This is a genomic window from Streptomyces sp. NEAU-W12 (assembly GCF_026242095.1).
Classification (GTDB): Bacteria; Actinomycetota; Actinomycetes; order Streptomycetales; family Streptomycetaceae; genus Streptomyces.
The window spans coordinates 147,069-173,181 of sequence record NZ_JAPJDM010000003.1; the positions used below are offsets into that span (position 1 = coordinate 147,069).

Below are 26,113 nucleotides of genomic sequence, written 5' to 3' on the forward strand. Positions count from 1 at the left end.
CGTGTGCCGCCCGCCGGTGTGCCGGGCGCCGTCCCGCCGGTGCGTCAGGCGTCGCCGCCCGCCGCCCCCGGGTCGGCCGCGGCCACGTCGAGCAGCTGGTAGCGGTCGATGGCCTGCTTCAGCACGGACCGGTCGACGTGTCCCTCCCGGGCCAGCTCCGTCAGCACCCCCACGACGATCGACTGCGCGTCGATGTGGAAGAACCGGCGGGCCGCCCCGCGCGTGTCCGCGAAGCCGAAGCCGTCCGCGCCCAGCGACTGGTACGTCCCCGGCACCCAGCGCGCGATCTGGTCCGGCACCGACCGCATCCAGTCCGACACCGCCAGGACCGGCCCCTGCGCCGAGGCCAGCTTCCGCGTCACGTACGGCACCCGCTGCTCCTCCTCCGGGCCCAGCAGGTTGTGCCGCTCGCACTCCACGGCCTCGCGCCGCAGCTCGTTCCAGGAGGTCGCCGACCAGACGTCGGCCCGCACGTCCCACTCCTCGGCGAGCATCCGCTGCGCCTCCAGAGCCCAGGGCACCGCGACGCCGGAGGCGAGGACCTGCGCCGGCTTCGAGCCCGCCGTGCCCTCACGGAAGCGGTACAGGCCCTTGAGGATGCCGTCCACGTCCACGTCCTCGGGCTCGGCCGGGTGCTGGACGGGCTCGTTGTAGACGGTCAGGTAGTAGAAGACGTCCTCGCCGTGCGGGTGCCGCTCGTCGCCGCCGTACATCCGGCGCAGACCGTCCTGCACGATGTGCGCGATCTCGAACCCGAAGGCCGGGTCGTAGGCGACGCACGCCGGGTTCGTGGACGCCAGCAGCTGCGACTGGCCGTCCGCGTGCTGCAGCCCCTCACCGGTCAGGGTGGTACGCCCCGCGGTCGCGCCCAGGACGAAGCCGCGCGCCAGCTGGTCACCCATCTGCCAGAACTGGTCGCCGGTGCGCTGGAAACCGAACATGGAGTAGAAGACGTAGACCGGGATCAGCGGCTCGCCGTGCGTGGCGTACGCCGAGCCGGCCGCGATCAGCGAGGCCGTGCAGCCCGCCTCGGAGATGCCGTCGTGCAGCATCTGCCCGTTCGGCGACTCCTTGTACGCGAGCAGCAGCTCGCGGTCCACGGACTCGTACTGCTGCCCGAGCGGGTTGTAGATCTTCGCGCTCGGGAAGAAGGAGTCCATGCCGAACGTGCGGTACTCGTCCGGCGCGATCAGCACGAACCGCTTGCCGATCTCCTTGTCCCGCATGAGGTCCTTCAGGAGCCGGACGAACGCCATGGTCGTCGCGATGGACTGCTGGCCCGAGCCCTTCTTCACGTTCGCGTACGTCTTGTCCTCGGGCAGCGCGAGCGGCTTCGAGCGCACCACACGCGTCGGCACGTACCCGCCGAGCGACTTGCGGCGGTCGTGCATGTACTGGATCTCCTCCGAGTCGCGGCCCGGGTGGTAGTACGGCGGCAGGCCGGACTCCAGGTCCTTGTCGGAGATCGGCAGGTGCAGCCGGTCGCGGAAGCCCTTGAGGTCGTCGACCGTCAGCTTCTTCATCTGGTGCGTGGCGTTGCGGCCCTCGAAGTTCGGGCCGAGCGTCCAGCCCTTGACCGTCTTGGCGAGGATCACCGTCGGCTGGCCCTTGTGGTCCATGGCCGCCTGGTACGCCGCGAAGATCTTCTTGTGGTCGTGGCCGCCGCGCCCCAGGTGCAGCACCTGGTCGTCGGTCATGCCCTCGACCATGGCGCGCAGCCGGTGGTCGTCACCGAAGAAGTGGTCGCGGATGTACGCCCCGGACTCGGTGGCGTACGTCTGGAACTGGCCGTCCGGCGTGGTGTTCATCCGGTTGACCAGCACGCCGTCCCGGTCCTGGGCGAGCAGCGGGTCCCAGGAGCGGTCCCAGACCAGCTTGATCACGTTCCAGCCGGCGCCCCGGAAGACCGACTCCAGCTCCTGGATGATCTTGCCGTTGCCGCGCACCGGCCCGTCGAGGCGCTGCAGGTTGCAGTTGACGACGAAGGTCAGGTTGTCGAGGTTCTCGCGGGCCGCGAGCGTCAGCTGGCCCAGCGACTCCGGTTCGTCCATCTCGCCGTCGCCGAGGAACGCCCACACGTGCGACTTCGAGGTGTCGGCGATGCCGCGCGCCTGCATGTAGCGGTTCATCCGGGCCTGGTAGATCGCGCTGATCGGGCCGAGGCCCATCGACACGGTCGGGAACTCCCAGAAGTCCGGCATCGAACGCGGGTGCGGATACGACGCCAGGCCCTCGGGGGCCTTCGACTTCTCCTGCCGGAACCCGTCCAGCTGCCGCTCGCTCAGCCGGTCCAGCAGGAACGCGCGGGCGTAGATGCCCGGCGAGGCGTGGCCCTGGAAGAAGACCTGGTCGCCGCCGTCCCCCTCGTCCTTGCCGCGGAAGAAGTGGTTGAAGCCCACGTCGTACAGCGACGCCGAGGACGCGAAGGTGGCGATGTGGCCGCCCACGCCGATCCCGGGCCGCTGGGCGCGCGAGACCATCACCGCCGCGTTCCAGCGGGTCGCGTTGAGGACCTTGCGCTCGATCTCCTCGTTGCCCGGGAAGAACGGCTCCGCACGGGTGGGGATCGTGTTCACGTAGTCCGTGCTGCGCATCTCGGGCACGGCCACCCGCCGCTCGCGGGCCCGCTCGATCAGGCGCAGCATCAGATAGCGGGCCCGCTCCCGGCCGCGCTCGTCGACGGCGGCGTCGAGGGAGTCGAGCCACTCCTGGGTTTCCTCGGGATCGAAGTCAGGCACCTGACTCGGAAGGCCACCAATGATGATCGGATTGCGATCGGATGCGGAAGCCACGCTGTTCCTTACCTGTCGAAGGGCCGTGAGGAGGCCGCTGCTTCACTGACGTAGCCGGGTCTGCGCGCTCCCCATGGTCCACCCCGGGGCCGCGCGCGTCATCTCTACCGATAGGTAACCGGCACGCGACACCGGTACGGTGGCGTACGGAGCGAATCTCGCGTTCATGCGAGTCTCGTACCCGTATACAGTTCCCAAACGCCCATTCGGGGCACAAGGGTGTGGTGTGAGTCACCGCGGACCGGGAGGATGTGCCTGGAGTTGCGGTGACCCGGTCAGGATCGTCACCGTTTAGGCGGTCCGGGCGGCCGGGTACTTGCGCGATCCGCCCCGCCCGTGTGGACTACGGCCAATGCCGCGCGCCCGCGCGTGGCTGAGATATTCCCAAACCATGATCAGGAGGCACCCCGTGAGCGCGACCGCGGACCACGCGGAGGAGCGGACGAACCCTGCCGCCAGGCTGGGGTTCCAGCCCGGGCAGGTGGTCCAGGAGATCGGCTACGACGACGACGTCGACCAGGAGCTCCGCGAGGCCATCGAGGGCGTCATCGAGAGCGACCTTGTCGACGAGGACTACGACGACGTGGCTGACGCCGTTGTGCTGTGGTTCCGCGACGACGACGGCGACCTGACGGATGCGCTGGTGGACGCCGGCACGTACATCGAGGAGGGCGGGGCGATCCTGCTCCTCACGCCGAAGACCGGCCGCTCGGGGTACGTGGAGCCGAGCGACATCTCGGAAGCCGCCACCACGGCCGGCCTGACCGCCGCCAAGAGCGTCAGCGTCGGCAAGGACTGGAGCGGCAGCCGGCTGGCGACGCCGAAGGCGGCCAAGTCGCGGAGGTAGCCGCGTCCCGGAGGTAGCCACGACGGCCCCGCCCCAGCGGGTGGCCGTACCCCGTTCCTCCACCGGACGGGCTGACCGGTTCAGCCCGTCCGGACCACTGTCGTATCCCCTGCGTAGGGTGTTCCCAGGGAACAGGCCGGGCACAGCCCCCCCGAAGGGACGAACAGGCGATGGCGATCCAGACGACGGCGCTCCAGGTCGGCGCTCCCGCCCCCGACTTCGAGCTCAGGGACAACCACGGCGCGCCCGTGCGGCTGTCCGACCACCGGGGCCGTCGCCACGTGGTGCTCGTCTTCTACCCCTTCGCCTTCACCAGCGTCTGCACCGACGAGCTGCGTGCCCTGCGCGACGGCCTGGACCTCCTCGCCGGCCGCGGCACCCAGTTGCTCGCCGTCTCCACCGACTCCGTCCACACCCTGCGCGTCTTCGCCGAGCAGGAGGGCCTGGAGTACCCCCTGCTGTCGGACTTCTGGCCGCACGGGGACGTCTCGCGCGCCTACGGGGTCTTCGACGAGGGCAAGGGCTGCGCCGTTCGGGGGACCTTCGTCATCGACCGCGAGGGTTTCGTGCGGTGGACGGTGGTCAACGCGCTGCCCGACGCACGGGACCTGAACGACTACGTCGAGGCGGTCGCCGCGCTGTGAGCACGCCCGGCGGCGGCGATTCCCCGGCGCCTGGGTCTGCGCCGGCCGGGAACCCGTTACTAGGATCGACTCGTTGATCCGACATCCAACGCACGACGGGGCTTCCCGCCCCCGGACATCAATGGAGGACCCGTGGGAGTCAGCCTCATCAAGGGCGGCAACGTATCGCTGACCAAGGAGGCGCCGGGCCTGACCGCGGTCATCGTCGGACTGGGGTGGGACGTACGCACCACGACCGGCACCGACTTCGACCTGGACGCCAGCGCGCTGCTGGTGAACAACACGGGCAAGGTCACCAACGACGCCAACTTCGTCTTCTTCAACAACCTCAAGAGCCCCGACGGCTCGGTGGAGCACACCGGCGACAACCTCACCGGTGAGGGCGAGGGCGACGACGAGCAGATCAAGGTCAACCTCGCGGGCGTCCCCGCGGAGATCGAGAAGATCGTCTTCCCGGTGTCCATCTACGACGCCGAGAGCCGCCAGCAGTCCTTCGGCCAGGTGCGCAACGCGTTCATCCGCGTCGTCAACCAGGCCGGCGGTGCCGAGATCGCCCGCTACGACCTGTCGGAGGACGCCTCCACCGAGACCGCCATGGTCTTCGGCGAGCTGTACCGGCACGGCGCCGAGTGGAAGTTCCGCGCCATCGGCCAGGGCTACGCCTCCGGCCTGCGCGGCATCGCGCAGGACTTCGGTGTGAACGTCTGAGACGCCCGCGTCCCGGGCGCCACAGCCCGGGTGCGGCCGTCCCGCACGGCTGCTCCGTCCGGCGCCGCACGGTTTACGTGCGGCGCCGGACGCGCAGGAGACCACCTGAGAAGCATCACGCGGGGAGGGACCAGCAACATGGGCGTCACGCTCGCCAAGGGAGGCAATGTCTCCCTGTCCAAGGCCGCACCGAACCTCACGCAGGTGATGATCGGGCTCGGCTGGGACGCACGCTCCACCACGGGAGCCCCCTTCGACCTCGACGCCAGCGCACTGGTGTGCAGCGACGGCCGGGTCATGGGGGACGAGTGGTTCATCTTCTACAACCAGCTCACGAGCCCGGACGGCTCGGTGGAGCACACCGGTGACAACCTCACCGGCGAGGGCGACGGCGACGACGAGTCCCTGCTGGTCGACCTCTCCAAGGTGCCGGTCCGGTGCGACAAGATCGTTTTTCCGGTCTCCATCCACCTGGCCGACGACCGCGGCCAGGCTTTCGGCCAGGTCAGCAATGCCTTCATCCGAGTGGTGAACCAGGCGGACGGCCAGGAACTCGCCCGCTACGACCTCTCGGAGGACGCCTCCACGGAAACCGCGATGATCTTCGGTGAGCTCTACCGCTATCAGGGCGAGTGGAAGTTCAGGGCGGTGGGGCAGGGGTACGCGTCGGGGCTCCGGGGCATCGCCCTAGACTTCGGAGTCAATGTTTCGTAAAGCCGACTACGGCGACGGGGAGAGACTCCTCCGGAAATCCACCGGGGGAGCCCCCCACACATGATGGGGTAGCCAGTGGTTCTGAAAACCTTCGGCTGGTCGTTCGCGGTCACCGCGCTCGGCCTGGTCGCAGCGATCCTTTTCGGGGGGTGGACCGCCTTCGGCATCGTGGCGATCCTCTCGATCCTCGAGATCTCGCTGTCCTTCGACAACGCGGTGGTCAACGCCGGGATCCTGAAGAAGATGAATGCCTTCTGGCAGAAGATCTTCCTCACCATCGGCATTCTGATCGCCGTCTTCGGTATGCGGCTGGTCTTCCCCGTCGTGATCGTCGCCGTGAGTGCCTCGCTCGGTCCGATCGAGGCGGTCGATCTCGCCCTCAGTGACAAGGACCGCTACCAGGAACTGGTCACCGACGCGCACCCGTCGATCGCGGCCTTCGGTGGCATGTTCCTGCTGATGATCTTCCTGGACTTCATCTTCGAGGACCGGGACATCAAGTGGCTGACCTGGATCGAGCGTCCGCTGGGCAAGCTCGGCAAGGTCGACATGCTGTCGGTCTGCATCGCGCTGATCGTCCTGCTGACCGCCTCCCTGACGGTCGGGGCCAACGCCCACCAGCACGGCGGCACCCATGTCGACAAGGCGGAAACGGTCCTCCTCGCCGGTATCGGCGGTCTGATCACCTACATGATCGTGGGCGGTCTCTCCGGCTTCTTCGAGAACCGGCTCGAGGAGCAGGAGGAACGCGAGCACGAGGCCGAGGAGAAGGCCGAGCGGACCGGCAAGCCCAAGACGGCCCTGGCCATCGGCGGCCAGGCCGCGTTCTTCATGTTCCTCTACCTCGAGGTCCTGGACGCCTCCTTCTCCTTCGACGGTGTGATCGGCGCCTTCGCCATCACCAACGACATCGTGCTGATGGCCCTGGGCCTCGGTATCGGAGCGATGTACGTCCGTTCGCTGACGGTCTACCTGGTGCGCCAGGGCACCCTCGACGAGTACGTCTACCTGGAGCACGGCGCGCACTACGCGATCGGCGCCCTCGCCGCGCTCCTGCTCATCACGATCCAGTACGAGATCAACGAGATCATCACCGGTCTCATCGGTGTCGTCCTGATCGGCCTGTCCTTCTGGTCCTCCGTGCGCCGCAACAGGGCCCACGCGGCGGCCGAGGGCAGCGCGGGCGAGAAGACCGAGGTCCCCTCCGGGGTGTGACAGCCCTCCGGGTGAGGAACGCTCTGTTCGGGGCGGCCGTCGAGGACCAGTCCTCGACGGCCGCCCCGACGGCCGTCCGGAGCCCGCCCGGGCGCCGGCGGCCGACGCGTGGGCGGGACAGCAGGACCGGCGGGACCAGCAGGACCAGCGGGGTTCGACGAGTGGACTTGGGGCGGGAATGGGCTTCCTGGACGGACTGCGGCGCGGAAACGACAGTGCCTTCGACTCGGGCAGCGCGGCCACCAACGCCATCGAGCTGACAAAGCGGTACGCGCAGGTGTCCCTGACCAAACAGGGCGCGGCCACCGGCAATCTCCGGATCAACCTGAGCTGGCGGATGCGCACCTCCGACCTGGGCGGGGCCCGGCGGGAGAGCCTGCTGCGCCACCCCTTCAAGGCGCTCAAGCCCCCGGAGGTCATCGCCCACAGCCAGAGCATGGTCAACGTCGACCTGGACCTCGGCTGCCTGTACGAACTCCAGGACGGCACCAAGGGCGTGGTCCAGCCGCTCGGCGGCCTCCTCGGAGACGTCAACGGGCCGCCGTACGTCAAGCTCAGCGGCGACGACCGGTTCGGCTCGGGTTCCGGGGAGACGATCTACGTCAACCTGGACCACCGCGAGAAGATCAAACGCCTGCTGGTCTTCGTGTACATCTACGACCAGACGCCCGCCTTCGACCGGACCGAGGCCATGGTCACGCTCTACCCCGGAAACGGCCCGCGGATCGAGATAAGCCTGGACGAACGTCATCCGCAGGCCCGCTCCTGCGCGGTGGTGATGATCGAGAACGTCAAGGACGAGCTCATCGTCCGCCGCGAGGTGAAGTTCGTCTACGGCTTCCAGGGAGAACTGGACCGTCTCTACGGCTGGGGCCTGCAGTGGGGGCGCGGCTTCAAGTCGAAGACGGGCCGTTAGCCGGCCGGCGGACGGGCCCGGACGGGCCCTACCGTCCGATGAACTGCGGCCCCTGCGGGGGCAGGCGGAAGTCGGGGTCGGGGGTGTGGGGAGCCGGGGGCGGGTAGCCGTAGCCGGACGGGGCCGCCGCGGTGGCGGGCGCGGGGGAGGTCTGGGGGTAGCCGTAGGCGGGCCGGCCGGCCGGCTGCGGGTAGCCGTAGGCCGGCTGGGCGGCCGGCGGCTGCTGCGGCGGGTAGCCGTACGCGGGCTGTGCCGGAACGCCGGGCGGCTGCTCGGGCGGCAGCGGGACGGACCGGTCGGCCGCGGCGGGGGCGTGCACCTGCTGGGTCGGGGCCTCGGGGGTGACCGAGGGCGCGGACGTGGCGGGTCCGGCGGCCGGCGGCTCCTGCGCGGCCTCCGACTCGTCCACCGAGATCCCGAAGTCCGTCGCCAGGCCCTTCAGCCCGTTCGAATAGCCCTCGCCGAGCGCCCGGAACTTCCAGCCGTCCCCGCGCCGGTACAGCTCACCGCAGATCAGCGCGGTCTCCTGGCCCGTCTCCGGTGTGACGTCGAAGTGCGCCAGCGCCTCCGCGTCCGGGGCCTGCGCGTCGTACAGCAGGATGCGCAGCGTGTCCACGGTGTCGAAGGTGACACCGTCCGCCGACGCCACCAGCAGGATCCGCCCGACGCCCTCCTCGACCCCGCCGAGATCCGTCTGGATCGTGTCGGTCAGGGCCTCGGCGACGCGCTTCTTGCCGAGCCGCCACACCGTGCCGGACGGATGCCGGGGCTGGTTGTAGAAGACGAAGTCCTCGTCCGAGCGCACCCGGCCGTCGAGCCCGAGGAGCAGAGCGGACGCGTCCACGTCGGGAACACCCTGGCCGGGCGACCACTGCAGGACGGCGCGTACCGTGGTGACTCGGAGCGGGACGTTCGATCCCTTCAGCATGGCGTGCGTCATGCGGTCATCCTGCCCTCTCCGTCCTGGTCACGACAATGCGGGGTGCGGACGCGCGCCGACGCCGCCCGGCACCGACACGGCCGGGACACCTGAAGTTCACGCCCGGCGGGAACCGCCGACATCGATACCTACGTACTATTACCGGCCACCTTCCGACATTCCACAGCCATTTCGCGCCATGCCCACGGTCACGGGGGAGTTCAATGCGTCACTTCGGACAGATCGCCCCTGCGGTGCGGAAACGTCTCTTCTACCGGGAGCCGGGCCTGTTCACGGCCCGGTCCCCGGCCCGTCTGCTCTCCGTGGCCCTCGGCGCCACGCTGTACAGCCCCGCGACCCGCCCCCGGCTCGCCGACGACATCGTCAAACAGGCCGGGAACGGCGTGGTCTCGATGGTGCTGTGCCTCGAGGACTCCATCGGCGACGACGACGTGAGCGCCGGCGAGGCGAACCTCGTGGCCCAGTTCGCCGACCTGGCCGGCCGGCCGGAGGCCGACCTGCCGCTGCTGTTCATCCGGGTCCGCACCCCCGAGCAGATACCCGACCTCGTCCGGCGCCTCGGCCGCGCCGCCCCCCTGCTGTCCGGGTTCGTCCTGCCGAAGTTCACCGAGGAACGCGGCATGCCCTTCCTCGAGGCCCTCGCCGTCGCCGAGGCCGCCTACGGACACCGCCTCTTCGCGATGCCGGTGCTGGAGTCACCCGAGCTGCTCTACCGCGAGAGCCGGGTGGAGACCCTCGAAGGCATCCTCCGCGCGGTCGACAAGTACCGCGACCGGGTCCTCGCGCTGCGCCTGGGCGTGACCGACTTCTGCTCCCCGTACGGACTGCGCCGAGGCCCCGACATGACGGCCTACGACCTCCAGATCGTCGCCTCCGTGATCGCCGACGTGGTGAACATGCTGGCCCGCGTCGACGGCACCGGATTCACCGTGACCGGGCCGGTCTGGGAGTACTTCCGGACCCAGGAACGCATGTTCAAGCCACAACTGCGGCAGAGCCCGTTCTTCGAGGTGCAGGCCACGGAGCTGCGCCAGTCACTGATCGAGCACGCCATGGACGGCCTGCTGCGCGAGATCTCCCTGGACCGGGCCAACGGCCTGCAGGGCAAGACCTGCATCCACCCCTCGCACGTCCTGCCCGTGCACGCGCTGTCCGTGGTCAGCCACGAGGAGTACAGCGACGCCCAGGACATCCTGCGGCCGGAACGCGACCGTGGCGGTGTCATGCGGTCGGCCTACACGAACAAGATGAACGAGGTGAAGCCGCACCGCGCGTGGGCCGAGCGGACCCTGCTGCGCGCCGAGGCGTTCGGCGTCGCGAACGAGGACATCGGGTTCGTGGAGCTGCTCGCGGCCGGCCTCGCCAAGCGGCCGGCCTGAACCGAACCGACCTGACGTGACCGGACCGACGGCAAGGAATCCATGGAGAAGGCAGTGAACGAGGAAGTGCGCCGCGGGGCACGCGACGCGGTGCGCGACGGATCGCGGGCCGCCGGGGACGTACCCGCCGGGGACGTCTGGTCCGGCAGCTGGGTCGCCGAGCGGCTGGGTGTGGAGCTGGCCGGCGACGACCGGCTGACCGGGCTGCTCGGGCTGGCGCTGCGCCGCAACCCCAAGCGGGCGCACCTGCTGGTGTCCAACGTCCTCGGCAAGCACGTACCGCAGTCACCCGCCGTCGTGTACGGCCACGGCGTCGCGCTCGGCCGCCGGGTCCGCGAACTGCTCGGCGACCAGGCGCACCGGGCGGTGGTCCTCGGGTACGCCGAGACCGCCACCGGCCTCGGCCACGCGGTCGCCGACGGCGTGGGCGTCGCCCCCTGCCTGCACTCCACCCGCCGCCCGGTCCCCGGGGTCGCCGCGGCGGGCGGCTTCGAGGAGTCCCACTCCCACGCCACCTCGCACCTGCTGCTCCCCGAGGACCCCGGGCTGCTCGCCGGGGACGGGCCGCTGGTCCTGGTCGACGACGAGTTCTCCACCGGCAACACGGTCCTGAACACCATCCGCGACCTGCACGCACGCCACCCCCGGCGCCGGTACGTGGTGGTCGCCCTGGTCGACATGCGCTCGCCCGCCGACACCGGCCGGCTGGACGAGTTCGCCCGCGGGATCGGCGCCCGCGTCGACCTGGTGACGACCGTCTCGGGCACGGTACGGCTCCCGGAGGGCGTGCTGGAGAAGGGCAGGGAGCTCGTCGCCCGGCAGGAGGCACAGGAGGCACAGGCGGCCCCGCGGCCGGCGGCCGGAGCGGAGGCGCGGACGCGGACCGGCCGGGTCGCGCGCATCGGGCTGGGCTGGCCGAAGGGGCTGCCCGACGGCGGACGGCACGGGTTCACGCCCGTGCACCGCGCCCGCCTGGACGACGCCCTGCCCGCCATGGCCGGCCGGATCGCCGACGCGCTGCCCGACGGTGCCCGACGCGTCCTCGTCCTCGGCTTCGAGGAGCTGATGTACGTCCCGCTCCGCCTCGCCCACACGCTGGAACAACGACTGGAGCAGGACCGGACACCGCGGCGGGCACCGGCCGCCCGCGCGGACGGCACCGAGGTCCGCTTCTCGACCACCACCCGCTCGCCCGTCCTCGCCGTGGACGACCCCGGCTACGCGATACGCACCCGGCTGGCCTTCCCCGCCCACGACGACCCCGCCGACGGCCCCGGCCAGCGCTACGCCTACAACGTCGCCGGCGCCGGCTTCGACGCCGTCGTCGCCGTCGTCGACTCGGCCGCCGACACCCCCGCGCTGCACGCGCCCGGCGGGCTGCTCGCCGAGCTCGCCGCACACACCCCGCAGGTCCTCCTCGCCGTCGTACCGTCGTACGTGCCCGCCGCCCCGGGCCGCCACCGTCCGGACGGACCGGACACCCCGGATTCCCCGGCCGCCCCCGAAAGGCCCGCCTCCATGCTGCCCGAGCCCCTCCGCGGCCCCGCCTTCTCCTCGTACGCGCCCGAGGAGGTGGGCTGGCTGCTCCAGGACCTCTCCGACGTCACACTGGAGGCGCCCACCGAGGAGCGCGAGGAGGCCATCCAGAGCGGTGGCGCGCACTACGCCGAGTCGCTGCCCGTCGAGTACCAGCCGAGCGAGCAGTACCAGGAGCTGTTCCGGGCGGCCCTCGAGACCTCGGCGGCCCGCCTCGCCCACGCGGTCGGCGTGGTCACCGAGACCGTCCTCGCCGAACGGTCACCGCGCCCGGTCCTGGTCTCCCTGGCCCGGGCCGGCACCCCCGTCGGCATCCTGATGCGCCGCTGGGCCCGGCACCGCCACCAGCTCGACCTCCCGCACTACGCCGTCTCCATCGTGCGCGGCCGGGGCATCGACGCCAACGCGCTGCGCTGGCTGGCGGAGCACCACGACCCCCGGGACGTCGTCTTCGTCGACGGCTGGACCGGCAAGGGCGCCATCACCCGCGAACTCGCCCAGGCCGTCCAGGAGTTCGAGAAGGCTCACGGGGTCACCGGCTTCGACCCGGAGATCGCGGTCCTGGCCGACCCCGGCTCCTGCGTACGGACGTACGGCACCCGCGAGGACTACCTGATCCCGTCCGCCTGCCTCAACTCGACCGTCTCCGGCCTCATCTCACGCACCGTGCTGCGTGCCGACCTGGTCGGCCCGGACGACTTCCACGGCGCCAAGTTCTACCGCGACCTCGCCGGAGCGGACGCCTCGGTGGCCTTCCTGGACGCCGTCGGTGCCCGTTTCCCCGAGGTGACCGACGCCGCCTGCGCCCAGGCCAAGGAACTGCTCGCCGCCGACCGCACCCCCGGCTGGGAGGGCTGGGCGGCGGTCGAACGCATCAGTGAGGAGTACGGCATCCACGACGTGAACCTCGTCAAGCCCGGCGTCGGCGAGACCACCCGGGTCCTGCTGCGCCGGGTGCCGTGGAAGATCCTCGCGCGTGCCGGAGCGGGCCACGACCTCGACCACGTGCGGCTGCTGGCCGCACAACGGGGCGTCCCCGTCGAGGAGGTCGCCGACCTCCCGTACACCTGCGTCGGTCTGATCCACCCCCGGTACACGCGCGGCGCGACCGGTGCCGACGGCCACGCGGTGACGCCCTGATGCCCGTCCTCGTCGCCAGCGACCTCGACCGCACCCTCATCTACTCCGCCAACGCCCTCGCCCTGACCGGGCCCGACGCCCAGGCCCCGCGCCTGCTGTGCGTGGAGGTCTACGAGAGCCGCCCGCTGTCCTACATGACGGAGACCGCCGCCCGGCTCCTGGCCGAACTCGGCGACGCCACCGTGTTCGTACCGACCACCACCCGCACCCGCGAGCAGTACCGGCGCATCAGCCTCCCCGGCCCCGCCCCGGCGTACGCGATCTGCGCCAACGGCGGCCACCTCCTGGTCGACGGCGAGACCGACCACGACTGGCACGCCCGGGTGACCACCCGCCTCACCGCCGAGTGCGCCCCGCTCGCCGAGGTGCGGGCCCACCTGGAGCGGGCCGCCGACCCGGCCTGGACACGCAAGCACCGCGTCGCCGAGGACCTCTTCGCCTACCTGGTCGTCGAGCGCGAGCTGCTGCCCGAGGAGTGGGTGAAGGAACTCGCGGTCTGGGCGGAGAACCGCGGCTGGACGGTCTCCCTGCAGGGCCGCAAGATCTACGTCGTACCGGGGCCGCTCACCAAGAGCGCGGCCATGCGCGAGGTCGCCCGGCGCACCGGCGCCGGCCCCGCCCTCGCCGCCGGCGACTCGCTCCTCGACGCCGACCTGCTGCTCGCCGCGGACCGGGGCTGGCGCCCCGGGCACGGCGAGCTGGCCGACGCCGACTGGACGGCCCCCGGCATCACCGCGCTCCCCGAGCGCGGGGTCACGGCCGGGGAGCAGATCCTGCGGGAGTTCCTGGAGGCGGCCCGGTCGGCCGGCTGAAGCGGCTGCGGAGCCCGGTGAAGCGGCTTCGGAGTCCGGTGAAGCGGCTTCGGTACGGCCGCGCCGGAGCGCCGGGCGGCCCGGGCCCGGCCGGGCCCTACCGGTCGGCGGGCGCGTATCCGTGCTCGCCGGCCGGCCCGTGCCCGGCGGCGGGTTCGTACCGTCCTGCGGTACCGGCCCCGCCGGGGGAGGCCGACGTCCGTACCTCTTCCGGGTCCGCCCGCCCGTCGCGCCGCCTGCGGCCGGCGCCCGGCCGCAGCATCCGCGTGACGAAGAACGCGAGCACCGCCAGCACGGCCAGCCCGAGGACCACCTTCGAGTAGCCCGACACGATGGTCGTGACCTGCTGCCAGTTCTCGCCCAGCGCGTAGCCCGCGAGGACGAAGACGGCGTTCCAGAGGGCACTGCCCAGCATGGTCAGGCCGAGGAACACGGACAGCCGCATGCGCTCCACACCGGCCGGCACCGAGATCAGCGAGCGGAAGATCGGGACCATCCGGCCGAAGAACACCGCCTTGGTCCCGTGCCGCAGGAACCACGCCTCGGTCTTCTCGATGTCCGAGACCTTCACCAGCGGCAGCCGCCCCGCGATCGCCACCGTCCGCTCCCGGCCGAGCAGCGCACCCACGCCGTACAGGGCGAGCGCGCCGACCACCGAACCGGCCGTCGTCCACAGCAGCACCGCGAGCAGCCCCATCCGGCCGCTGCTCGCGGCGAACCCGGCCATCGGCAGGATCACCTCGCTCGGCAGCGGCGGAAAGAGGTTCTCCAGCGCGATGGCGAGTCCGGCCCCCGGCGCGCCCATGGCGTCCATGAGGTCGTTGACCCACTGGGGTCCGGCTTCCCCGCCCGCTGCGACGGACACGCTGTGCGCTGCGATGGCTGTCATGCGGGCCACCGTACAAACGCGTAGCTGAAGAGAACCTGAGGAAGATCCCGGGCGCCGCCGGGGCCGGTCCGGCGCGGGGGCCGTCAGCCGCAGCAGCCTCCGCCGCAGCATCCGCCGCCACCGCCGCCGCCCGCGGCGGGAGCGGCGGCCGGTGCGGCGGCGCCGCCCACGGCGACCGTGGACAGCAGCTTCACGGTGTCGTCGTGTCCTGCCGGGCAGTCGGCCGGAGCGGAGGACTCCGCCATGGGGCGGCTCAGTTCGAAGGTGTCGTCGCAGGTCCGGCAACGGTACTCGTAGCGAGGCATGCGCACAGGCTAACCGGCCGGCGGCGGGTTGTGGCCGGTGGCGGGGGAGAGCCGGGCGGCCGGATGCGCGGCGCTCAGCCGGCGGAGCCGCCCCGGTCCTCGCGGATCAGGGACACCACCTGCGCCACCGACCGGCGGACCGCTTCCGTCTCCGTCAGGAAGTGCCAGTAGTCGGGATGGCGTCCCTCCAGCCCGGCGACGGCCCGCTCCAGCCGGGCCACGGCGCCGTCCAGCGGGTGGGCGTGGCGCGGGTCGGGGGTGTGACGGCCGGCCATGGCCAGGCGCTGGGCGTCCCGGATGGCGAAGCGGGTGCGCTCGATCTCCTGCTCCGGGTCCTTCTGCACGGCGTTCAGCCGGCTCAGCCGGTCTCCGGCGGCGGACACGGCCTCGTCGGTCGTGTTCAGCAGCGCCCGTACGGTCGACAGCAGGGCGGTGGTGTCCGCCCAGCGCTGCTCGTCGCGTGCGGTGCTCGCCTCGGCGAGCTTGCTCTCGGCCTGCCGCACGTTCTCGGCGGCCAGGTCGGGAACGCCCTGGAGGTCCTGCCAGCAGGCGGCGGTGAAGCGCCGGCGCAGCTCGCTGAGCACCGGTTCCACCTGCTCGCAGCGGGTGGTGAGAGCCTGGGCGCGGGTGCGCAGGGAGACCAGCCGGCGGCCGGTCTCGGCAGCCAGTTCCGGCAGCCGGTCGGCCTCCGCGCGGATGGCCTCGGCCCGGCGGATGACCTGCTCGGCCCGTTCCAGGGTCTGCGGCACGCCGTGCTGCCCGGCGCCCTGGTTCAGCTTGGTCAGCTCCGGGGAGAGCGCGGCGAGCCGGGCGGCGAGGTCGTCGGCCCGCAGCCCCGACGCGCGGGCGGTGTCCAGCGCGTCCGACGCGGCGAGCAGCGCCTGGCGGGCCCGTTCGACGGCGGGGGCGAGCCGGGCCAGCTGGGTCTCGGCCTTGCCGAGGAGGGGGCCGAGCCCGTCGGTGAAGCGGTCCAGTTCCCGCTTGACCCGGTCCAGCTCGCCCTTGGCGGCGGTCAGTTCGGTGCGGGCCCGGGAGGCGGCGGAGGCCTCCAGGTCGTCGCGGTCGAGATCATGGGCGTCGACGGCGGCGATGTACGTGTGGCTGGCCTCGTCTATCCGGCGGCCGAGCGCCTCGAAGTCGTCGACGGCGCGGCGGGCGGCGGGGGAGCTGTCCACGGCGGTGATCGTCTCTATGGAGATCCTCAGGTCCCGCTGGGCGGTGTCCAGCTCGTAGAACGCGGCCGCCGCCTCGTCCTTGGCGGCCTGCGCCTCGGCCCGCTGGTTCTCGGCCCGCCCGCCGAACCAGCGCCGGGTGCCGCCCCCGGCGAACGCGGCGGGCAGGGCCAGCGCCGCCACCAGCGGCAGAACCGTCAGCGCGAACGTCTCACGGAGCGGACCGGCGGCCCGGCGCCGGGAGGCCGGGCCCCACGAGACAGGCCCCCGGGAGGCGGGGCCCCGGGAGGCGGGGCCCCGGGGCAGAAGACCACGCGTGCGGCGCACGCGTGGTCCCGACGGCGAGTACGGCTGCTCTGGTGTCGCCGTCACATCCCTCTCCCGTACTGTCGTTCGCCTGCCCGATGGCCATTGTCCCACCGGTGAAGGACGAACACACGGGTCGTTCAGTTCGCCGTACGGACCGTGATGTTCCCGTCGCCGGTGCGGGCGCCGGCCGGAGAGGAGCCGGCGTCGCCGCGCGGCACCGACGCCTTCTCCGCGCCGTCACCGGTCCCGGAGGTGACCCGGGAGGAATCCCGCCCGGACGGATCGCGGCAGGCCCGGGAGCCCGGATCGTTCCCCGGGCCATGTAGGCTGTCGACTCGGTCCGGGCGGTGAGTCCGGGCCCCGGGTGCGTAGCTCAGGGGTAGAGCGCCTGCCTTACAAGCAGGATGTCGGCGGTTCGAAACCGTCCGCGCCCACCGGGAACAGGGCCCTTCGGAACTTCTCCGAGGGCCCTGTGCCGTTCGTACCGGGGACGCCCCTACGGGGATGCCCCTACGGAAACGGCTGCCTGCCGCCAGGCGGTGCCCCGTGCGCGTGCTTCAGCCGGGAGCGGGCCTGGACGCGGTCGGAGCCGGCCAGGTCCGCCCAGTACCGATGGGTGCTGACGAACACCACCAGCTCGTGCTCCCGGCGCCGGAGCTTCTCCACCTCGGCCTGCTCGTCGTCCGTCCAGCCGGGCGAGGCGGGGCGCTCCACCAGGCGCCAGCCGGTGTCGTCGCTGAACCCGTCGAGCGGCTCCACCGACCAGGGAAGCCGTCTCAACAGGGCCGACAGCTCTGCCTGGACCTGACGAAGCTCCTCCTGACCGGCGAGGAGGTCACTTGGAAAGTCATAGGTCGCAGCCACGCGCTAATGATACGCCTGTTCGATTTTGGGTGGCGAGTCAACTCGGGGGTCCCCTCACCCGGTTCACCCGGTCGGGTACGCCCCGGGCCGCGGCCGTCCGGCATGGCTCTCAGGGGCCCTCCGGGGTGAGACTGGGGGCATGTGCCGGAGTATCAAGACCCTGCGTCCGCCCGCGTTGTCCCAGGAGGCCACCGAAGACGAGATCAGGGCCGCGGCCCTGCAGTACGTGAGGAAGGTGTCCGGCTTCCGGGCGCCGGCCGCCCACAACCGTGAGGTCTTCGACCGGGCCGTGGACGCGGTCGCCGAGGCCACGGCCGACCTGCTGGACGGCCTGGAGGTGCGCGGCGCGAGCACGAGCACGAGCGTGGCGCGGTAGGCGGGACGGGCGGGGCGGCGGGTGGTGCAGAGGGCGGGGGCCGGTGCCCGCGTTACGACGCCTCCGCCGGCTGTACGACGACGCCCGCGCCGGACATCGGCCGCCTGCGCATCAGGTAGGCCGCTCCCGCACCCGCCCCGAACAGCGCGGCGACCGACACCGCGGTGGCGAGCCAGGTCGCGCCCAGCCAGTGGGCGCCGAGGTAGCCGAGGGCCACGCTGTAGGCGGCCCAGGACAGGCCGGCCAGTGCCGACCAGGGCAGGAAGTCGCGGGCCCGGCGCCGGGCGGCTCCCGCGCCGAGCGAGACCAGCGAGCGGCCGGCCGGGGCGAAACGGGCGAGGACGACCAGACCTCCGCCACCCCGGGCCAGCGCGGCGCCGAGACGTTCCTGCGCGCCGGTCAGCCGGCGGGACCGGGCGAGCGCCCGGTCCAGGCGGTCGCCGCCGCGCCAGGCGAGACGGTAGGCGACCAGGTCGCCCAGGACGGAGGCGGTGGCCGCGCACAGCGTCAGGATCAGGATGTCGGGAACGTCGGTCGCGGTGCCCGCGGCGGCGGCCGTGGCCGCGGCGATCACGAGGACCCCGCTCGGCAGCAGCGGCAGGAACACGTCGAGCAGGACCGAGAGGGCCACCACCGCATAGACCCATGGGCTGCCGATCAGCGACCCGAAACTCTCCACCCGGACTCCCCGTTGCTCCCCCGTCGGTCAGACCGTGCCGCGGTAGCGCGGGGGGAGCGGCAGGAGAATGACCGTTGACAGTGACTGAGAGTACGCCGGGCAGATGACGGAAAGGTCACGAAGGATTCGTGTGCGCGGCACCGGGAGTTCGCCTTCCCTCGCGACCTCCCACCGCGAACTCCCCTTCCCGCAAAGGGCGGTGCCCTCCCCGAGGCGTGAGGACCGGGGGAGGGCACCGCGGGGCGGGGTGGGGCTCGAAGGCGCGGCCGAACACACCCTCAACGTCACAGCGGGCTCACAGGTTCGTCCCCCGTGTCACCTGCTCAGTCCGGTCTCCGCCACCGTTTTCAGCCGGACACCCGGCCCCGCGCCCGGCCGCCCCGCGTCCGTGCCCGGTGCCGGGCCCGCCACCGTGCGCGCGTGCTCCAGCCGCAGCACCGCCGAACGCCCGCGCATCGTCAGCGTCATGAGCTGGTTGCCGAACCAGGGCCCGCCCGTCTTGCGCCACGTGACCGGCGGCTGCCCCGAGCGCCCGTGCCGGGCGAAGACGCGGCCGATGCCCCGGGCGACGGCGCTCCAGCCGAAGCGGAACCCCAGCCGGATCGACAGGGGAATGGAGTTGTGCACGGGGGAGCAGGTCAGCTGCATCACCCGGGCGTCCGGCCCGCACCCCTGCCCACCCGCGCCCCAGCTCGGCTCCGCCACATACGCGTGATGGACGTCCCCGGAGAGCACGCACACCGTCGCCGGCGCGTCCGGTCCCGTACCGGCCTCGGCGATCAGCTCCGCCAACTCCCCGAAGGACTCCGGGAACGCCGCCCAGTGCTCCAGGTCCGCCGCCCGCCGCAGCCACTCCCCGAACCGCGCCCAGCGGGGCCCCTTGTCGCCCCGGGCCAGCACGGAACTCCACCCCTCGACGTCGTGCACCAGATGCGGGAGCAGCCAGGGCAGGGACGTGCCGATGAGGAGGTGGTCGTACCCGCCGCGCCCGTCCAGCGCCTGTTCGCGCAGCCAGGCCGCCTCGGCCGGGTCGAGCATCGCGCGCTCGCCCTCCGCCAGGACCCGGGCCGCCCGGGTGTCCGCCATCAGCAGCCGCACCCGGCCGAAGTCGCGCCGGTAACTCCAGCGCACCGAGGCCGCGTCCGCTTCGGCGCCGGCGGCGAAGGCCCGCAAGGCGTCCGTGCCGTCGGGCAGTTCCCGCACGGACGCGTACAGCGGGTCCGCCGCCAGTTCGCGCGGGGAGAGGTTGCCGAGATGCTGGTACACCCAGTACGACATCAGGCCGCTGCGCACCCGCTCGCCCCACCACGACGTGGCCCGCATGTCGGCGACCCACGAGGCGGAGGTGTTCCAGTCGTCGATCACGTCGTGGTCGTCGAAGACCATGCACGTGGGAACCGTCGACAGCAGCCAGCGCACCTGCGGGTCGAGCCAGGACTCGTAGTAGAGGCGGGTGTACTCCTCGTAGTCCGCCACCTGGTCGCCCGGTGCGTCGGAGAGGTCGCGGCGGGCGGCGAGATACGCGCGGGTGGCGTCGGAGGTCTCGTCGGCGTACACCTGGTCGCCCAGGAGGAGCAGCACGTCGGGCCGCTCGCCGCCCGGGTCGGCGGCGATGCGCGCGGCCAGGCCGTGCAGCGCGTCGGGGCCGACGGGATCGTCCTCGCCGGCCGGCGGGGACGCCCAGCGGCAGGAGCCGAAGGCGACCCGCACGCCGTCACCGGCGCCGGGGGTGGCGAGGACGGAGGGCGGCAGCGACGCGAAGGCCCCGTCCTCGGCGTTCTCGGCCGGCGGCCACACCCGGGCCCGGTCGAGGAACACCTCGTACGGCGTCGACGTGCCCGGGGTCAGGCCGGTCACCTCGACGAGCGCGTAGTGGTGCCCCGCGATCCGGAAGGTGCGGGCCGTCCCGCCGGACCCGTCCGCGCAGCGCACCTCGGCGGTGCCCGGCCGGCTCGTCTCGACCCAGACGGTCGCGGACGAGTTGTCGACGTACCTCAGCAGCGGCCCGAGGAGCAGTCCGGTCATGGTGGTGATCCCTTCCTCCGTCGCTTCGTACGGTACGGAACGACGGAGGGGCGCGGGGGATCTTCGGCCCGTCGTGGCGTACCGCGCGGTCAGCAGCTCGCGAGGTGGCCCTGCAGGGCGGACTTCTCGGCCGGGTCGACGGACAGGCCGTAGTAGTACTTCACCATGTCTGGATGTGCTGCGGTGCGGATGTCGTGCGGGCGTGGCGTTTCCGCGGGAGCCCCGCAGGGGCGGACGGGGCGCGAAGGGCCGTGCGGGTCCGCGCGGAGGCGGGCCTACGGATGCCCGGGTCGACCTCGCGTACGATGGACGGCGCAGAGGGGGAGTAGCCCTTCGCCGGACCGTCGACATACTGCTCAGCCCGTCTGAGCCGGCGCCCGGAGGCAGGTCCCGTGCAGGGGCCGGCCGGCGAGACCCTCGGCAAGCAGTGCACCGCCCGTGCTCCTCGGCACGGGCGCCATGTGTGCTGTCGTGCCGAGGCGTCCCGTGGACACGCAGGACACGCGCAGACTCTCGGCGGGGCAGCCCCGACCGATCGAGGAACCTTGATCAACCTGACCGTGACGGCCGTCGTGTTCGGCGTCGTCTTCCTCGCCGAACTGCCGGACAAGACCGCGCTCGCCGGCCTCGTCCTCGGCACCCGCTACCGGGCCTCCTACGTCTTCGCCGGCGTCGCCGCCGCCTTCGCCGTGCACGTCGCGCTCGCGGTGGCGGCGGGCAGCGTGCTCACCCTGCTGCCGCAGCAGCTCGTGCACGCGATCACGGGCGTGCTCTTCCTGGGCGGCGCGGCGGTGCTGCTGTTCAGGAAGGACGAGGACGACGAGGAGATCCGCAGGCCGGAGAACCAGTCCTTCTGGAAGGTGTCCGGGGCGGGCTTCATGCTCATCCTGGTCGCCGAGTTCGGCGATCTCACCCAGATCATGACGGCCAACCTCGCCGCCCGTTACGACGATCCGCTCTCGGTCGGCCTGGGTGCGGTGCTGGCGCTGTGGGCGGTGGCCGGGCTGGGCATCGTCGGCGGAAAGGCCCTGATGAAGAGGGTGCCGCTGAAGCTGATCACCCGGATCGCGGCGCTGCTGATGCTGGGGCTCGGCGTGTGGAGCCTGTGGGAGGCGGTGGCCGGCTGAGCGGGGCGGGGCGGCGGGCGGCGGGCGGCGGGCCGGGCGGGGCGAACGGCAGGTGGGTCGCCCGGCCGGTCCGGTGGCCGGTTCCGTTGGTGGCTGTGGCTGTGGCTGTGGCTGTGGCTGTGGCTGTGGCTGTGGCTGCGGGGACGGGGGAGGGGGAGGGGGCGACGGCGCGGTCAACGATCCGTGAACGGTTGGCGGAGGTGCTGGCGGGAGACCGGGTCCGTTTTGTATCGTGGATGAACAAAGTGGCTCCCGCCTGTTTTCCCTGACCGGCGGGCGGGGCCGCCTTGTCTTCCCCTCCCGTGCTTTGGAGCTGCCGATGACAGCCACCGCCGTCCTCACCGCCCGTGCCCTCCTGCTGGACATGGACGGCACCCTCGTCAACTCGGACGCCTCGGTCGAGCGCGTCTGGCGGCGCTGGGCCGAGCGGAACGGACTCGACGGGGACGAGGTCATGAAGGTCGTGCACGGGCGGCAGGGCTACGCCTCGATGGCGCTGCTGCTGCCGAACCGGCCCATGGAGCAGAACCACGCCGACAACGCGCGCATGCTCGCCGAGGAGACCGCGGACACCGAGGGCGTCGTCGCGATACCGGGCGCCCATGACTTCCTCGCCGCCCTCGACGGCGTGCCGCACGCCCTGGTGACCTCCGCGGACGTCGCCCTGTCCACGGCACGGATGGCCGCCGCCGGACTGGAGCAGCCCCGGGTACGGGTGACCGCCGAGTCGGTGGGCGCGAGCAAGCCCGACCCCGAGGGCTTCCTCAAGGGCGCGGCGGAACTGGGCGTCGCCCCGGCCGACTGCGTGGTCTTCGAGGACTCCGGGGCGGGGATCGCCGCGGGGCGCGCGGCCGGCATGCGCGTCGTCGGCATCGGCCCGCGCGCCGGGTTCCACGACCCGGACGTGGTCGTACGCGACCTGACCCGGGTGCGGGTGGAGCGCGGTGCGGACGGGAGGGTCCTGCTGCACATCACGGAACCCGGGCACGCGGCGGGCCGGTAGGTCCGGCCTGTCCGGGGCCGGACCCACCGGCCCGCCGCGTCAGAGGTTCTGGGTCTCGGACTCCAGCCGGGCGCGGGTCTCCGGTCCGTACACGCCCAGCTCGTCACCGCGGATGCCCCGTGACCACTGGTAATTGCGGAGGGCGCCCTCCGTGTCACGGTCGAACCGGCCGTTGACCTCGTCGTTGTACAGGTACACCTTGCTCAGGCGCTCCTGGAGCGCGGCGACCTCCGGCCCCCGGTCACCGCGCTTCAGCGTGGGACCGGTGGCGTCGCCGCCGTCCAGCTCCTCCGCGTCCTCGGGGGCCTCGGCCGGCGGGACGGTGGTCGGGGTCGCGGACGGCTCCGGATCATCCGACGGGGCCGCCGAGGCGCTCGCCTCCGCCGACTCGGAGCCCGACGGCGACGCCGACGGGCTCGCGCTCCCGGACGGCGTGGCCGAGGCCGACGCCGGGGCGGACGCCTCCGGTGAGCCGGACGCGCTCGTGACCGGTGCCGCCGAGGGCGCGTCGGACGGCGCGTCCGGCACGCCCGCCCGTACGTCGTCCGCCGAGACGCCGTCCCGGGACGGCGTCTCGTAGGCGAACAGCCCGCTCGCCCACCCGGCGGCCCCGATCACCGCCACCACGGCCCCGGCGGCCACGAACAGCGCGGTGCGGCGACGGCGGCCACCGCCGGGGGGAGCGGCGTCGCCGGCGGCCGGAAGCGGGGGTGTGGCCGGGCCTGCGGGTGGGCGAGCGGCGGCGGGCACCGCCCTGAGAGGGCGGGTGGAGTCGAACAGATGCAGGTCGGTCGCGTTCGGCTCGGTCGTGGGCGGCGCGAGGGGCGCGGCGAGGGGCGCGGGCCGGGAGGCCGGGGCCTCAGGGGCTCCGGCGGTGCCGGGTGCGGCGAGCGCGTCGGGGGTGACGGCGCGCAGCTGCACGGTGGCGTCCGCGGCCGGCTCCGGCGCGCCGGGCGCCGTCTGCCCGGCCCGGGCCTCGGGCGCGCCCTGCCCGTTCGGGCCGTCCTGGGCGCGGGCCTCCTCGGCTCCCTGCCCGGTCTCCCGCTCCGGAGGGCGGCCGTTGTCCGGCGCGCCGCCGTCCGCCGGGGCGTCACCGTCCTCCGGTGCCGCGTTCGGCGTACTCACCGCCCCTGCCCCCGCTCCTGCCTCCGTCTCCGCTGCCGTGGTGCCGTCGTCGAGTTCGACGTACGGGCGGATGCGGAGCGGAGTGAAGTCCTCGGCCTGGGCCGCCTGCGCCGTCCGGGCGTCGCGGAGGGCGTCGGACGCGCGCAGAGTGCAGGCGCAGGAAGGGGTGTTGTCCCTGTTCCTGGGCGTACCGCATTCCGGGCACGGGGTGCCCGTCGAATCGTTCACGCGTAGTCCCTCCCCTCGCGATCTCCAGAGATTATGCAGATCTCCTCCACCACTCCGACGCGCCCGCCCCCGGAACGCGGCCTTCCGGAAGGACTCAACAGGCCATAACCGGTCACACCGATCACGATGGACCGTGGAATCGAGAACCTGTGGAGGTGGTCATGTCCGGGCACGCGCACGGCGGGGCGGAGAGAGCGGGCGGCACGCGGCCCTCGCGCGGTGCCGGTTTTGGACCACCGGCCCCCGGCGCCGGTCCGGGCCGTCCGGGGGGTCCGGGCGGCCCGGGTGGTCCGGGCGGTTCCGGCGAGCCCCCGGAGCAGGTGTCCCGCAACGTCGTCGTCTCGATGGGTGCCCTGCTCCTCGGCCTGCTGCTCGCCGCCCTCGACCAGACCATCGTGGCCACCGCGCTGCCCACCATCGTCAGTGAACTGGGCGGCCTGGAGCATCTGTCCTGGGTGGTCACCGCGTATCTGCTGGCCTCGACCGCCGTGACCCCGCTGTGGGGCAAGCTCGGCGACCAGTACGGCCGCAAGCGGCTGTTCCAGGCCGCCATCGTCATCTTCCTGGTGGGGTCCGCGCTGTGCGGCGCGGCGCAGGACATGGTCCAGCTGATCGGCTTCCGAGCGCTCCAGGGGCTGGGCGGCGGCGGACTGATCGTGCTGTCCATGGCGATCGTCGGGGACCTCGTCCCGCCCCGCGAACGGGGCAGGTACCAGGGCATGTTCGGCGCCGTCTTCGGCACGACGAGCGTCCTCGGGCCACTGCTCGGCGGACTGTTCACCGAGCACCTGAGCTGGCGCTGGGTGTTCTACGTCAACCTGCCCCTCGGCATCCTCGCCCTCGTCGTCATCGCGACGGTGCTGCACATCCCGCGCACCTCGACCCGCCACGTCATCGACTACCTCGGCACCTTCCTCATCGCCTCCGTCGCGACCTGCCTGGTCCTGGTCGCCTCCCTCGGCGGCACCACCTGGGCCTGGGGCTCGCCGCGGATCATCGGCCTCGCGGTCCTGGGCGCCGTCCTCGCCGCCGCGTTCGTGGCCGTGGAGCGGCGGGCCGTCGAACCGGTGCTGCCCCTGGGGCTGTTCCGGATCCGCACCTTCACGCTCACCGCCGTGATCAGCTTCATCGTCGGCTTCGCCATGTTCGGCACGAGCGTCTATCTGCCGACGTTCCTCCAAGTGGTCCAAGGCACCAGCCCGACCATGTCCGGTGTGCACATGCTGCCGATGGTGGCCGGAACGCTGCTGGCCTCGACCGCCTCCGGACAGATCGTCAGCCGTACCGGCCGCTGGAAGGTGTTCCCGATCGCGGGCACCGGCCTCATCGCCGTCGGCCTGCTGCTGCTCCACCAGCTCGACGAGAACAGCCCCACCGTCGTGATGAGCGCCTTCTTCTTCGTCTTCGGCCTGGGGATCGGCCTGGTGATCCAGGTCCTGGTACTGATCGTGCAGAACGCCGTCTCCTACCAGGACCTCGGCGTCGCGACCTCCGGCGCGACCTTCTTCCGCTCCATCGGCGCCTCCTTCGGCGTCGCCGTCTTCGGCATGATCTTCACGAACGGTCTCGACGACAGACTCACCGCCGCCTTCCGCGGTGTCCAGCTCCCGCCCGGCGTCTCCGCCGACGCGCTGGAGTCCGACCCGCGCGGCATCGGGGACCTGCCGGCCGCCCTGCGACCGGAGGTCGTCCACGCGTACGCCTCCGCCATCACCGACGTGTTCCTGTACGCCGTTCCCGTCGTCCTCGCCGGGTTCGTCCTGTCCTGGTTCCTCAAGGAGGACAGACTGCGTGCCTCGGTCACCGCGCCCGACGCCACCGAGACACTGGCCAGCAACCCGGTGGAGCGCTCCTCGTACGACGAGGTGTGCCGTGCGCTGTCCCTGCTCGGCACCCGGGAGGGCCGGCGAGACATCTACCGGAAGACCACCGCCCGTGCGGGCTACGACCTGCTGCCCGCCACGAGCTGGCTGCTGCTGCGGATCAGGAGGCACGGCTCGGTGGAACCGGCCCTGCTCGCCGAGCGCAGCCCCGTCCCGCTCGGCATCGTCCTGGAGGCCGCCCGCCAGGCCGAGGTGCGGCACCTCGCCCGGCGCGAGGGCCTCGGCCTCGTCCTGACCGACGAAGGGTTCGAGGCCGCCGAGAAGCTGGCCCGGGCCCGGGAGGAGTCCCTGGCCGAACTGCTCGGCGACTGGTGGGGGCCGGACCGGCCGACCGATCTGGTCCACCTGGTGCACGAGTTGTCGCGGGAGCTGGGCGGATCGCGCGGGGAACGCCCGCACGGCGACGGCGACGGCGGGCGTCCGGGCGGTACGCGCGACGGGCGCCCGGGTACGGGTACGCCGGTCGGCTGAGCCGGCGTGGAGTC

General features: G+C 72.4%; 22 protein-coding genes and 1 tRNA gene. 14 read left to right on the top strand and 9 right to left on the bottom strand.

The features are described from left to right. Positions 1-44 precede the first annotated feature (44 nt). Positions 45-2,792 carry a pyruvate dehydrogenase (acetyl-transferring), homodimeric type gene (gene aceE, locus ORI94_RS04920; RefSeq protein ID WP_266072803.1) on the bottom strand — a complete coding sequence of 916 codons (2,748 nt, stop codon included), beginning with the start codon at positions 2,790-2,792 and terminating at the stop codon, positions 45-47. A 409-nt stretch (positions 2,793-3,201) separates the two neighbouring features. Between aceE and ORI94_RS04925 the strand changes: the two genes are divergently transcribed. The 6 genes from ORI94_RS04925 (at position 3,202) to ORI94_RS04950 (ending at position 7,836) form a co-directional block, all read left to right on the top strand. Further along, the gene (locus tag ORI94_RS04925) at positions 3,202-3,639 is read left to right on the top strand and encodes a DUF3052 domain-containing protein (RefSeq protein WP_042170042.1); all 438 of its coding nucleotides are present in this window, start codon (positions 3,202-3,204) and stop codon (positions 3,637-3,639) included. Between the two features lie 170 nt (positions 3,640-3,809). Continuing rightward, positions 3,810-4,283: a peroxiredoxin gene (locus ORI94_RS04930; RefSeq protein ID WP_266072806.1), complete on the top strand. Its 474-nt coding sequence runs from the start codon at positions 3,810-3,812 to the stop codon at positions 4,281-4,283. A gap of 132 nt (positions 4,284-4,415) precedes the next feature. Next, a complete protein-coding gene (locus ORI94_RS04935; RefSeq protein ID WP_266072809.1) occupies positions 4,416-4,991 on the top strand; it encodes a TerD family protein in 576 nt (191 codons plus the stop codon). A gap of 138 nt (positions 4,992-5,129) precedes the next feature. After that, positions 5,130-5,705 carry a TerD family protein gene (locus ORI94_RS04940; RefSeq protein WP_266072811.1) on the top strand — a complete coding sequence of 192 codons (576 nt, stop codon included), beginning with the start codon at positions 5,130-5,132 and terminating at the stop codon, positions 5,703-5,705. A gap of 75 nt (positions 5,706-5,780) precedes the next feature. Next, the gene (locus ORI94_RS04945; RefSeq protein WP_266072813.1) at positions 5,781-6,920 is read left to right on the top strand and encodes a DUF475 domain-containing protein; all 1,140 of its coding nucleotides are present in this window, start codon (positions 5,781-5,783) and stop codon (positions 6,918-6,920) included. 178 nt (positions 6,921-7,098) lie between these two features. Further along, complete coding sequence (locus tag ORI94_RS04950) at positions 7,099-7,836, top strand: TerD family protein (RefSeq protein WP_266072815.1); 738 nt, start codon at positions 7,099-7,101, stop codon at positions 7,834-7,836. Positions 7,837-7,864: 28 nt separating this feature from the next. Here ORI94_RS04950 and ORI94_RS04955 read toward each other — a convergent pair whose 3' ends face one another. Beyond that, the gene (locus ORI94_RS04955; protein ID WP_266072817.1) at positions 7,865-8,776 is read right to left on the bottom strand and encodes a TerD family protein; all 912 of its coding nucleotides are present in this window, start codon (positions 8,774-8,776) and stop codon (positions 7,865-7,867) included. A gap of 203 nt (positions 8,777-8,979) precedes the next feature. On the opposite strand from ORI94_RS04955, the gene ORI94_RS04960 reads away from it, so the two are divergent. The 3 genes from ORI94_RS04960 to ORI94_RS04970 are packed head-to-tail and all read left to right on the top strand — an operon-like array spanning position 8,980 to position 13,643. Next, positions 8,980-10,155 carry an HpcH/HpaI aldolase/citrate lyase family protein gene (locus ORI94_RS04960; RefSeq protein ID WP_266072819.1) on the top strand — a complete coding sequence of 392 codons (1,176 nt, stop codon included), beginning with the start codon at positions 8,980-8,982 and terminating at the stop codon, positions 10,153-10,155. Between the two features lie 42 nt (positions 10,156-10,197). Further along, a complete protein-coding gene (locus ORI94_RS04965; RefSeq protein WP_266072821.1) occupies positions 10,198-12,831 on the top strand; it encodes a phosphoribosyltransferase in 2,634 nt (877 codons plus the stop codon). Next, positions 12,831-13,643 (top strand): HAD family hydrolase, encoded by an 813-nt coding sequence (locus ORI94_RS04970; RefSeq protein WP_266072823.1) that lies wholly within the window; start codon positions 12,831-12,833, stop codon positions 13,641-13,643. Before ORI94_RS04965 ends, ORI94_RS04970 begins: the two co-directional genes overlap by 1 nt. A gap of 97 nt (positions 13,644-13,740) precedes the next feature. On the opposite strand, the gene ORI94_RS04975 is transcribed toward ORI94_RS04970, so the two are convergent. From ORI94_RS04975 to ORI94_RS04985, 3 genes are all read right to left on the bottom strand, one after another. After that, positions 13,741-14,532, bottom strand: a complete 792-nt coding sequence (locus ORI94_RS04975; RefSeq protein WP_266072825.1) for a DedA family protein — start codon at positions 14,530-14,532, stop codon at positions 13,741-13,743. A gap of 83 nt (positions 14,533-14,615) precedes the next feature. Further along, complete coding sequence (locus ORI94_RS04980) at positions 14,616-14,837, bottom strand: FmdB family zinc ribbon protein (protein ID WP_266072827.1); 222 nt, start codon at positions 14,835-14,837, stop codon at positions 14,616-14,618. 74 nt (positions 14,838-14,911) lie between these two features. Continuing rightward, on the bottom strand, positions 14,912-16,381 hold the full coding sequence (locus tag ORI94_RS04985) for a hypothetical protein (protein ID WP_416237775.1): 1,470 nt from the start codon (positions 16,379-16,381) through the stop codon (positions 14,912-14,914). 299 nt (positions 16,382-16,680) lie between these two features. Between ORI94_RS04985 and ORI94_RS04990 the strand changes: the two genes are divergently transcribed. Next, positions 16,681-16,752, top strand: a tRNA-Val gene (locus ORI94_RS04990). Between the two features lie 76 nt (positions 16,753-16,828). Here the strand turns inward: ORI94_RS04990 and ORI94_RS04995 are convergent. Then, on the bottom strand, positions 16,829-17,182 hold the full coding sequence (locus ORI94_RS04995) for a hypothetical protein (protein ID WP_266072829.1): 354 nt from the start codon (positions 17,180-17,182) through the stop codon (positions 16,829-16,831). 139 nt (positions 17,183-17,321) lie between these two features. Between ORI94_RS04995 and ORI94_RS05000 the strand changes: the two genes are divergently transcribed. Further along, positions 17,322-17,558, top strand: coding sequence for a DUF2277 domain-containing protein (locus tag ORI94_RS05000; protein WP_266072831.1), 237 nt, complete (start codon positions 17,322-17,324; stop codon positions 17,556-17,558). A gap of 52 nt (positions 17,559-17,610) precedes the next feature. On the opposite strand, the gene ORI94_RS05005 is transcribed toward ORI94_RS05000, so the two are convergent. Both ORI94_RS05005 and ORI94_RS05010 read right to left on the bottom strand, forming a co-directional pair. Continuing rightward, on the bottom strand, positions 17,611-18,237 hold the full coding sequence (locus tag ORI94_RS05005; protein ID WP_266072833.1) for a DedA family protein: 627 nt from the start codon (positions 18,235-18,237) through the stop codon (positions 17,611-17,613). Positions 18,238-18,552: 315 nt separating this feature from the next. Continuing rightward, the gene (locus ORI94_RS05010) at positions 18,553-20,262 is read right to left on the bottom strand and encodes an alkaline phosphatase D family protein (protein WP_266072835.1); all 1,710 of its coding nucleotides are present in this window, start codon (positions 20,260-20,262) and stop codon (positions 18,553-18,555) included. Between the two features lie 545 nt (positions 20,263-20,807). Between ORI94_RS05010 and ORI94_RS05015 the strand changes: the two genes are divergently transcribed. Both ORI94_RS05015 and ORI94_RS05020 read left to right on the top strand, forming a co-directional pair. Then, the gene (locus ORI94_RS05015) at positions 20,808-21,389 is read left to right on the top strand and encodes a TMEM165/GDT1 family protein (RefSeq protein WP_266072836.1); all 582 of its coding nucleotides are present in this window, start codon (positions 20,808-20,810) and stop codon (positions 21,387-21,389) included. A gap of 319 nt (positions 21,390-21,708) precedes the next feature. Further along, the gene (locus tag ORI94_RS05020) at positions 21,709-22,392 is read left to right on the top strand and encodes an HAD-IA family hydrolase (protein WP_266072837.1); all 684 of its coding nucleotides are present in this window, start codon (positions 21,709-21,711) and stop codon (positions 22,390-22,392) included. Between the two features lie 39 nt (positions 22,393-22,431). On the opposite strand, the gene ORI94_RS05025 is transcribed toward ORI94_RS05020, so the two are convergent. Further along, on the bottom strand, positions 22,432-23,745 hold the full coding sequence (locus tag ORI94_RS05025; RefSeq protein WP_266072839.1) for a peptidoglycan-binding domain-containing protein: 1,314 nt from the start codon (positions 23,743-23,745) through the stop codon (positions 22,432-22,434). 161 nt (positions 23,746-23,906) lie between these two features. Between ORI94_RS05025 and ORI94_RS05030 the strand changes: the two genes are divergently transcribed. Next, positions 23,907-26,099, top strand: a complete 2,193-nt coding sequence (locus ORI94_RS05030) for an MDR family MFS transporter (protein WP_266072841.1) — start codon at positions 23,907-23,909, stop codon at positions 26,097-26,099. Positions 26,100-26,113 lie beyond the last annotated feature (14 nt).

Bases quoted from the DNA above. Each gene is read 5' to 3' on its own strand.
- ORI94_RS04930 (WP_266072806.1), top strand. From the start codon at position 3,810: ATGGCGATCCAGACGACGGCGCTCCAGGTCGGCGCTCCCGCCCCCGAC.
- ORI94_RS04965 (WP_266072821.1), top strand. From the start codon at position 10,198: ATGGAGAAGGCAGTGAACGAGGAAGTGCGCCGCGGGGCACGCGACGCG.
- ORI94_RS04970 (WP_266072823.1), top strand. From the start codon at position 12,831: ATGCCCGTCCTCGTCGCCAGCGACCTCGACCGCACCCTCATCTACTCC.
- ORI94_RS04955 (WP_266072817.1), bottom strand. From the start codon at position 8,776: ATGACGCACGCCATGCTGAAGGGATCGAACGTCCCGCTCCGAGTCACC.
- ORI94_RS04940 (WP_266072811.1), top strand. From the start codon at position 5,130: ATGGGCGTCACGCTCGCCAAGGGAGGCAATGTCTCCCTGTCCAAGGCC.
- ORI94_RS05000 (WP_266072831.1), top strand. From the start codon at position 17,322: ATGTGCCGGAGTATCAAGACCCTGCGTCCGCCCGCGTTGTCCCAGGAG.
- ORI94_RS04960 (WP_266072819.1), top strand. From the start codon at position 8,980: ATGCGTCACTTCGGACAGATCGCCCCTGCGGTGCGGAAACGTCTCTTC.
- ORI94_RS05020 (WP_266072837.1), top strand. From the start codon at position 21,709: ATGACAGCCACCGCCGTCCTCACCGCCCGTGCCCTCCTGCTGGACATG.
- ORI94_RS04980 (WP_266072827.1), bottom strand. From the start codon at position 14,837: ATGCCTCGCTACGAGTACCGTTGCCGGACCTGCGACGACACCTTCGAA.
- ORI94_RS04975 (WP_266072825.1), bottom strand. From the start codon at position 14,532: ATGACAGCCATCGCAGCGCACAGCGTGTCCGTCGCAGCGGGCGGGGAA.
- ORI94_RS05030 (WP_266072841.1), top strand. From the start codon at position 23,907: ATGTCCGGGCACGCGCACGGCGGGGCGGAGAGAGCGGGCGGCACGCGG.
- ORI94_RS05010 (WP_266072835.1), bottom strand. From the start codon at position 20,262: ATGACCGGACTGCTCCTCGGGCCGCTGCTGAGGTACGTCGACAACTCG.
- ORI94_RS04950 (WP_266072815.1), top strand. From the start codon at position 7,099: ATGGGCTTCCTGGACGGACTGCGGCGCGGAAACGACAGTGCCTTCGAC.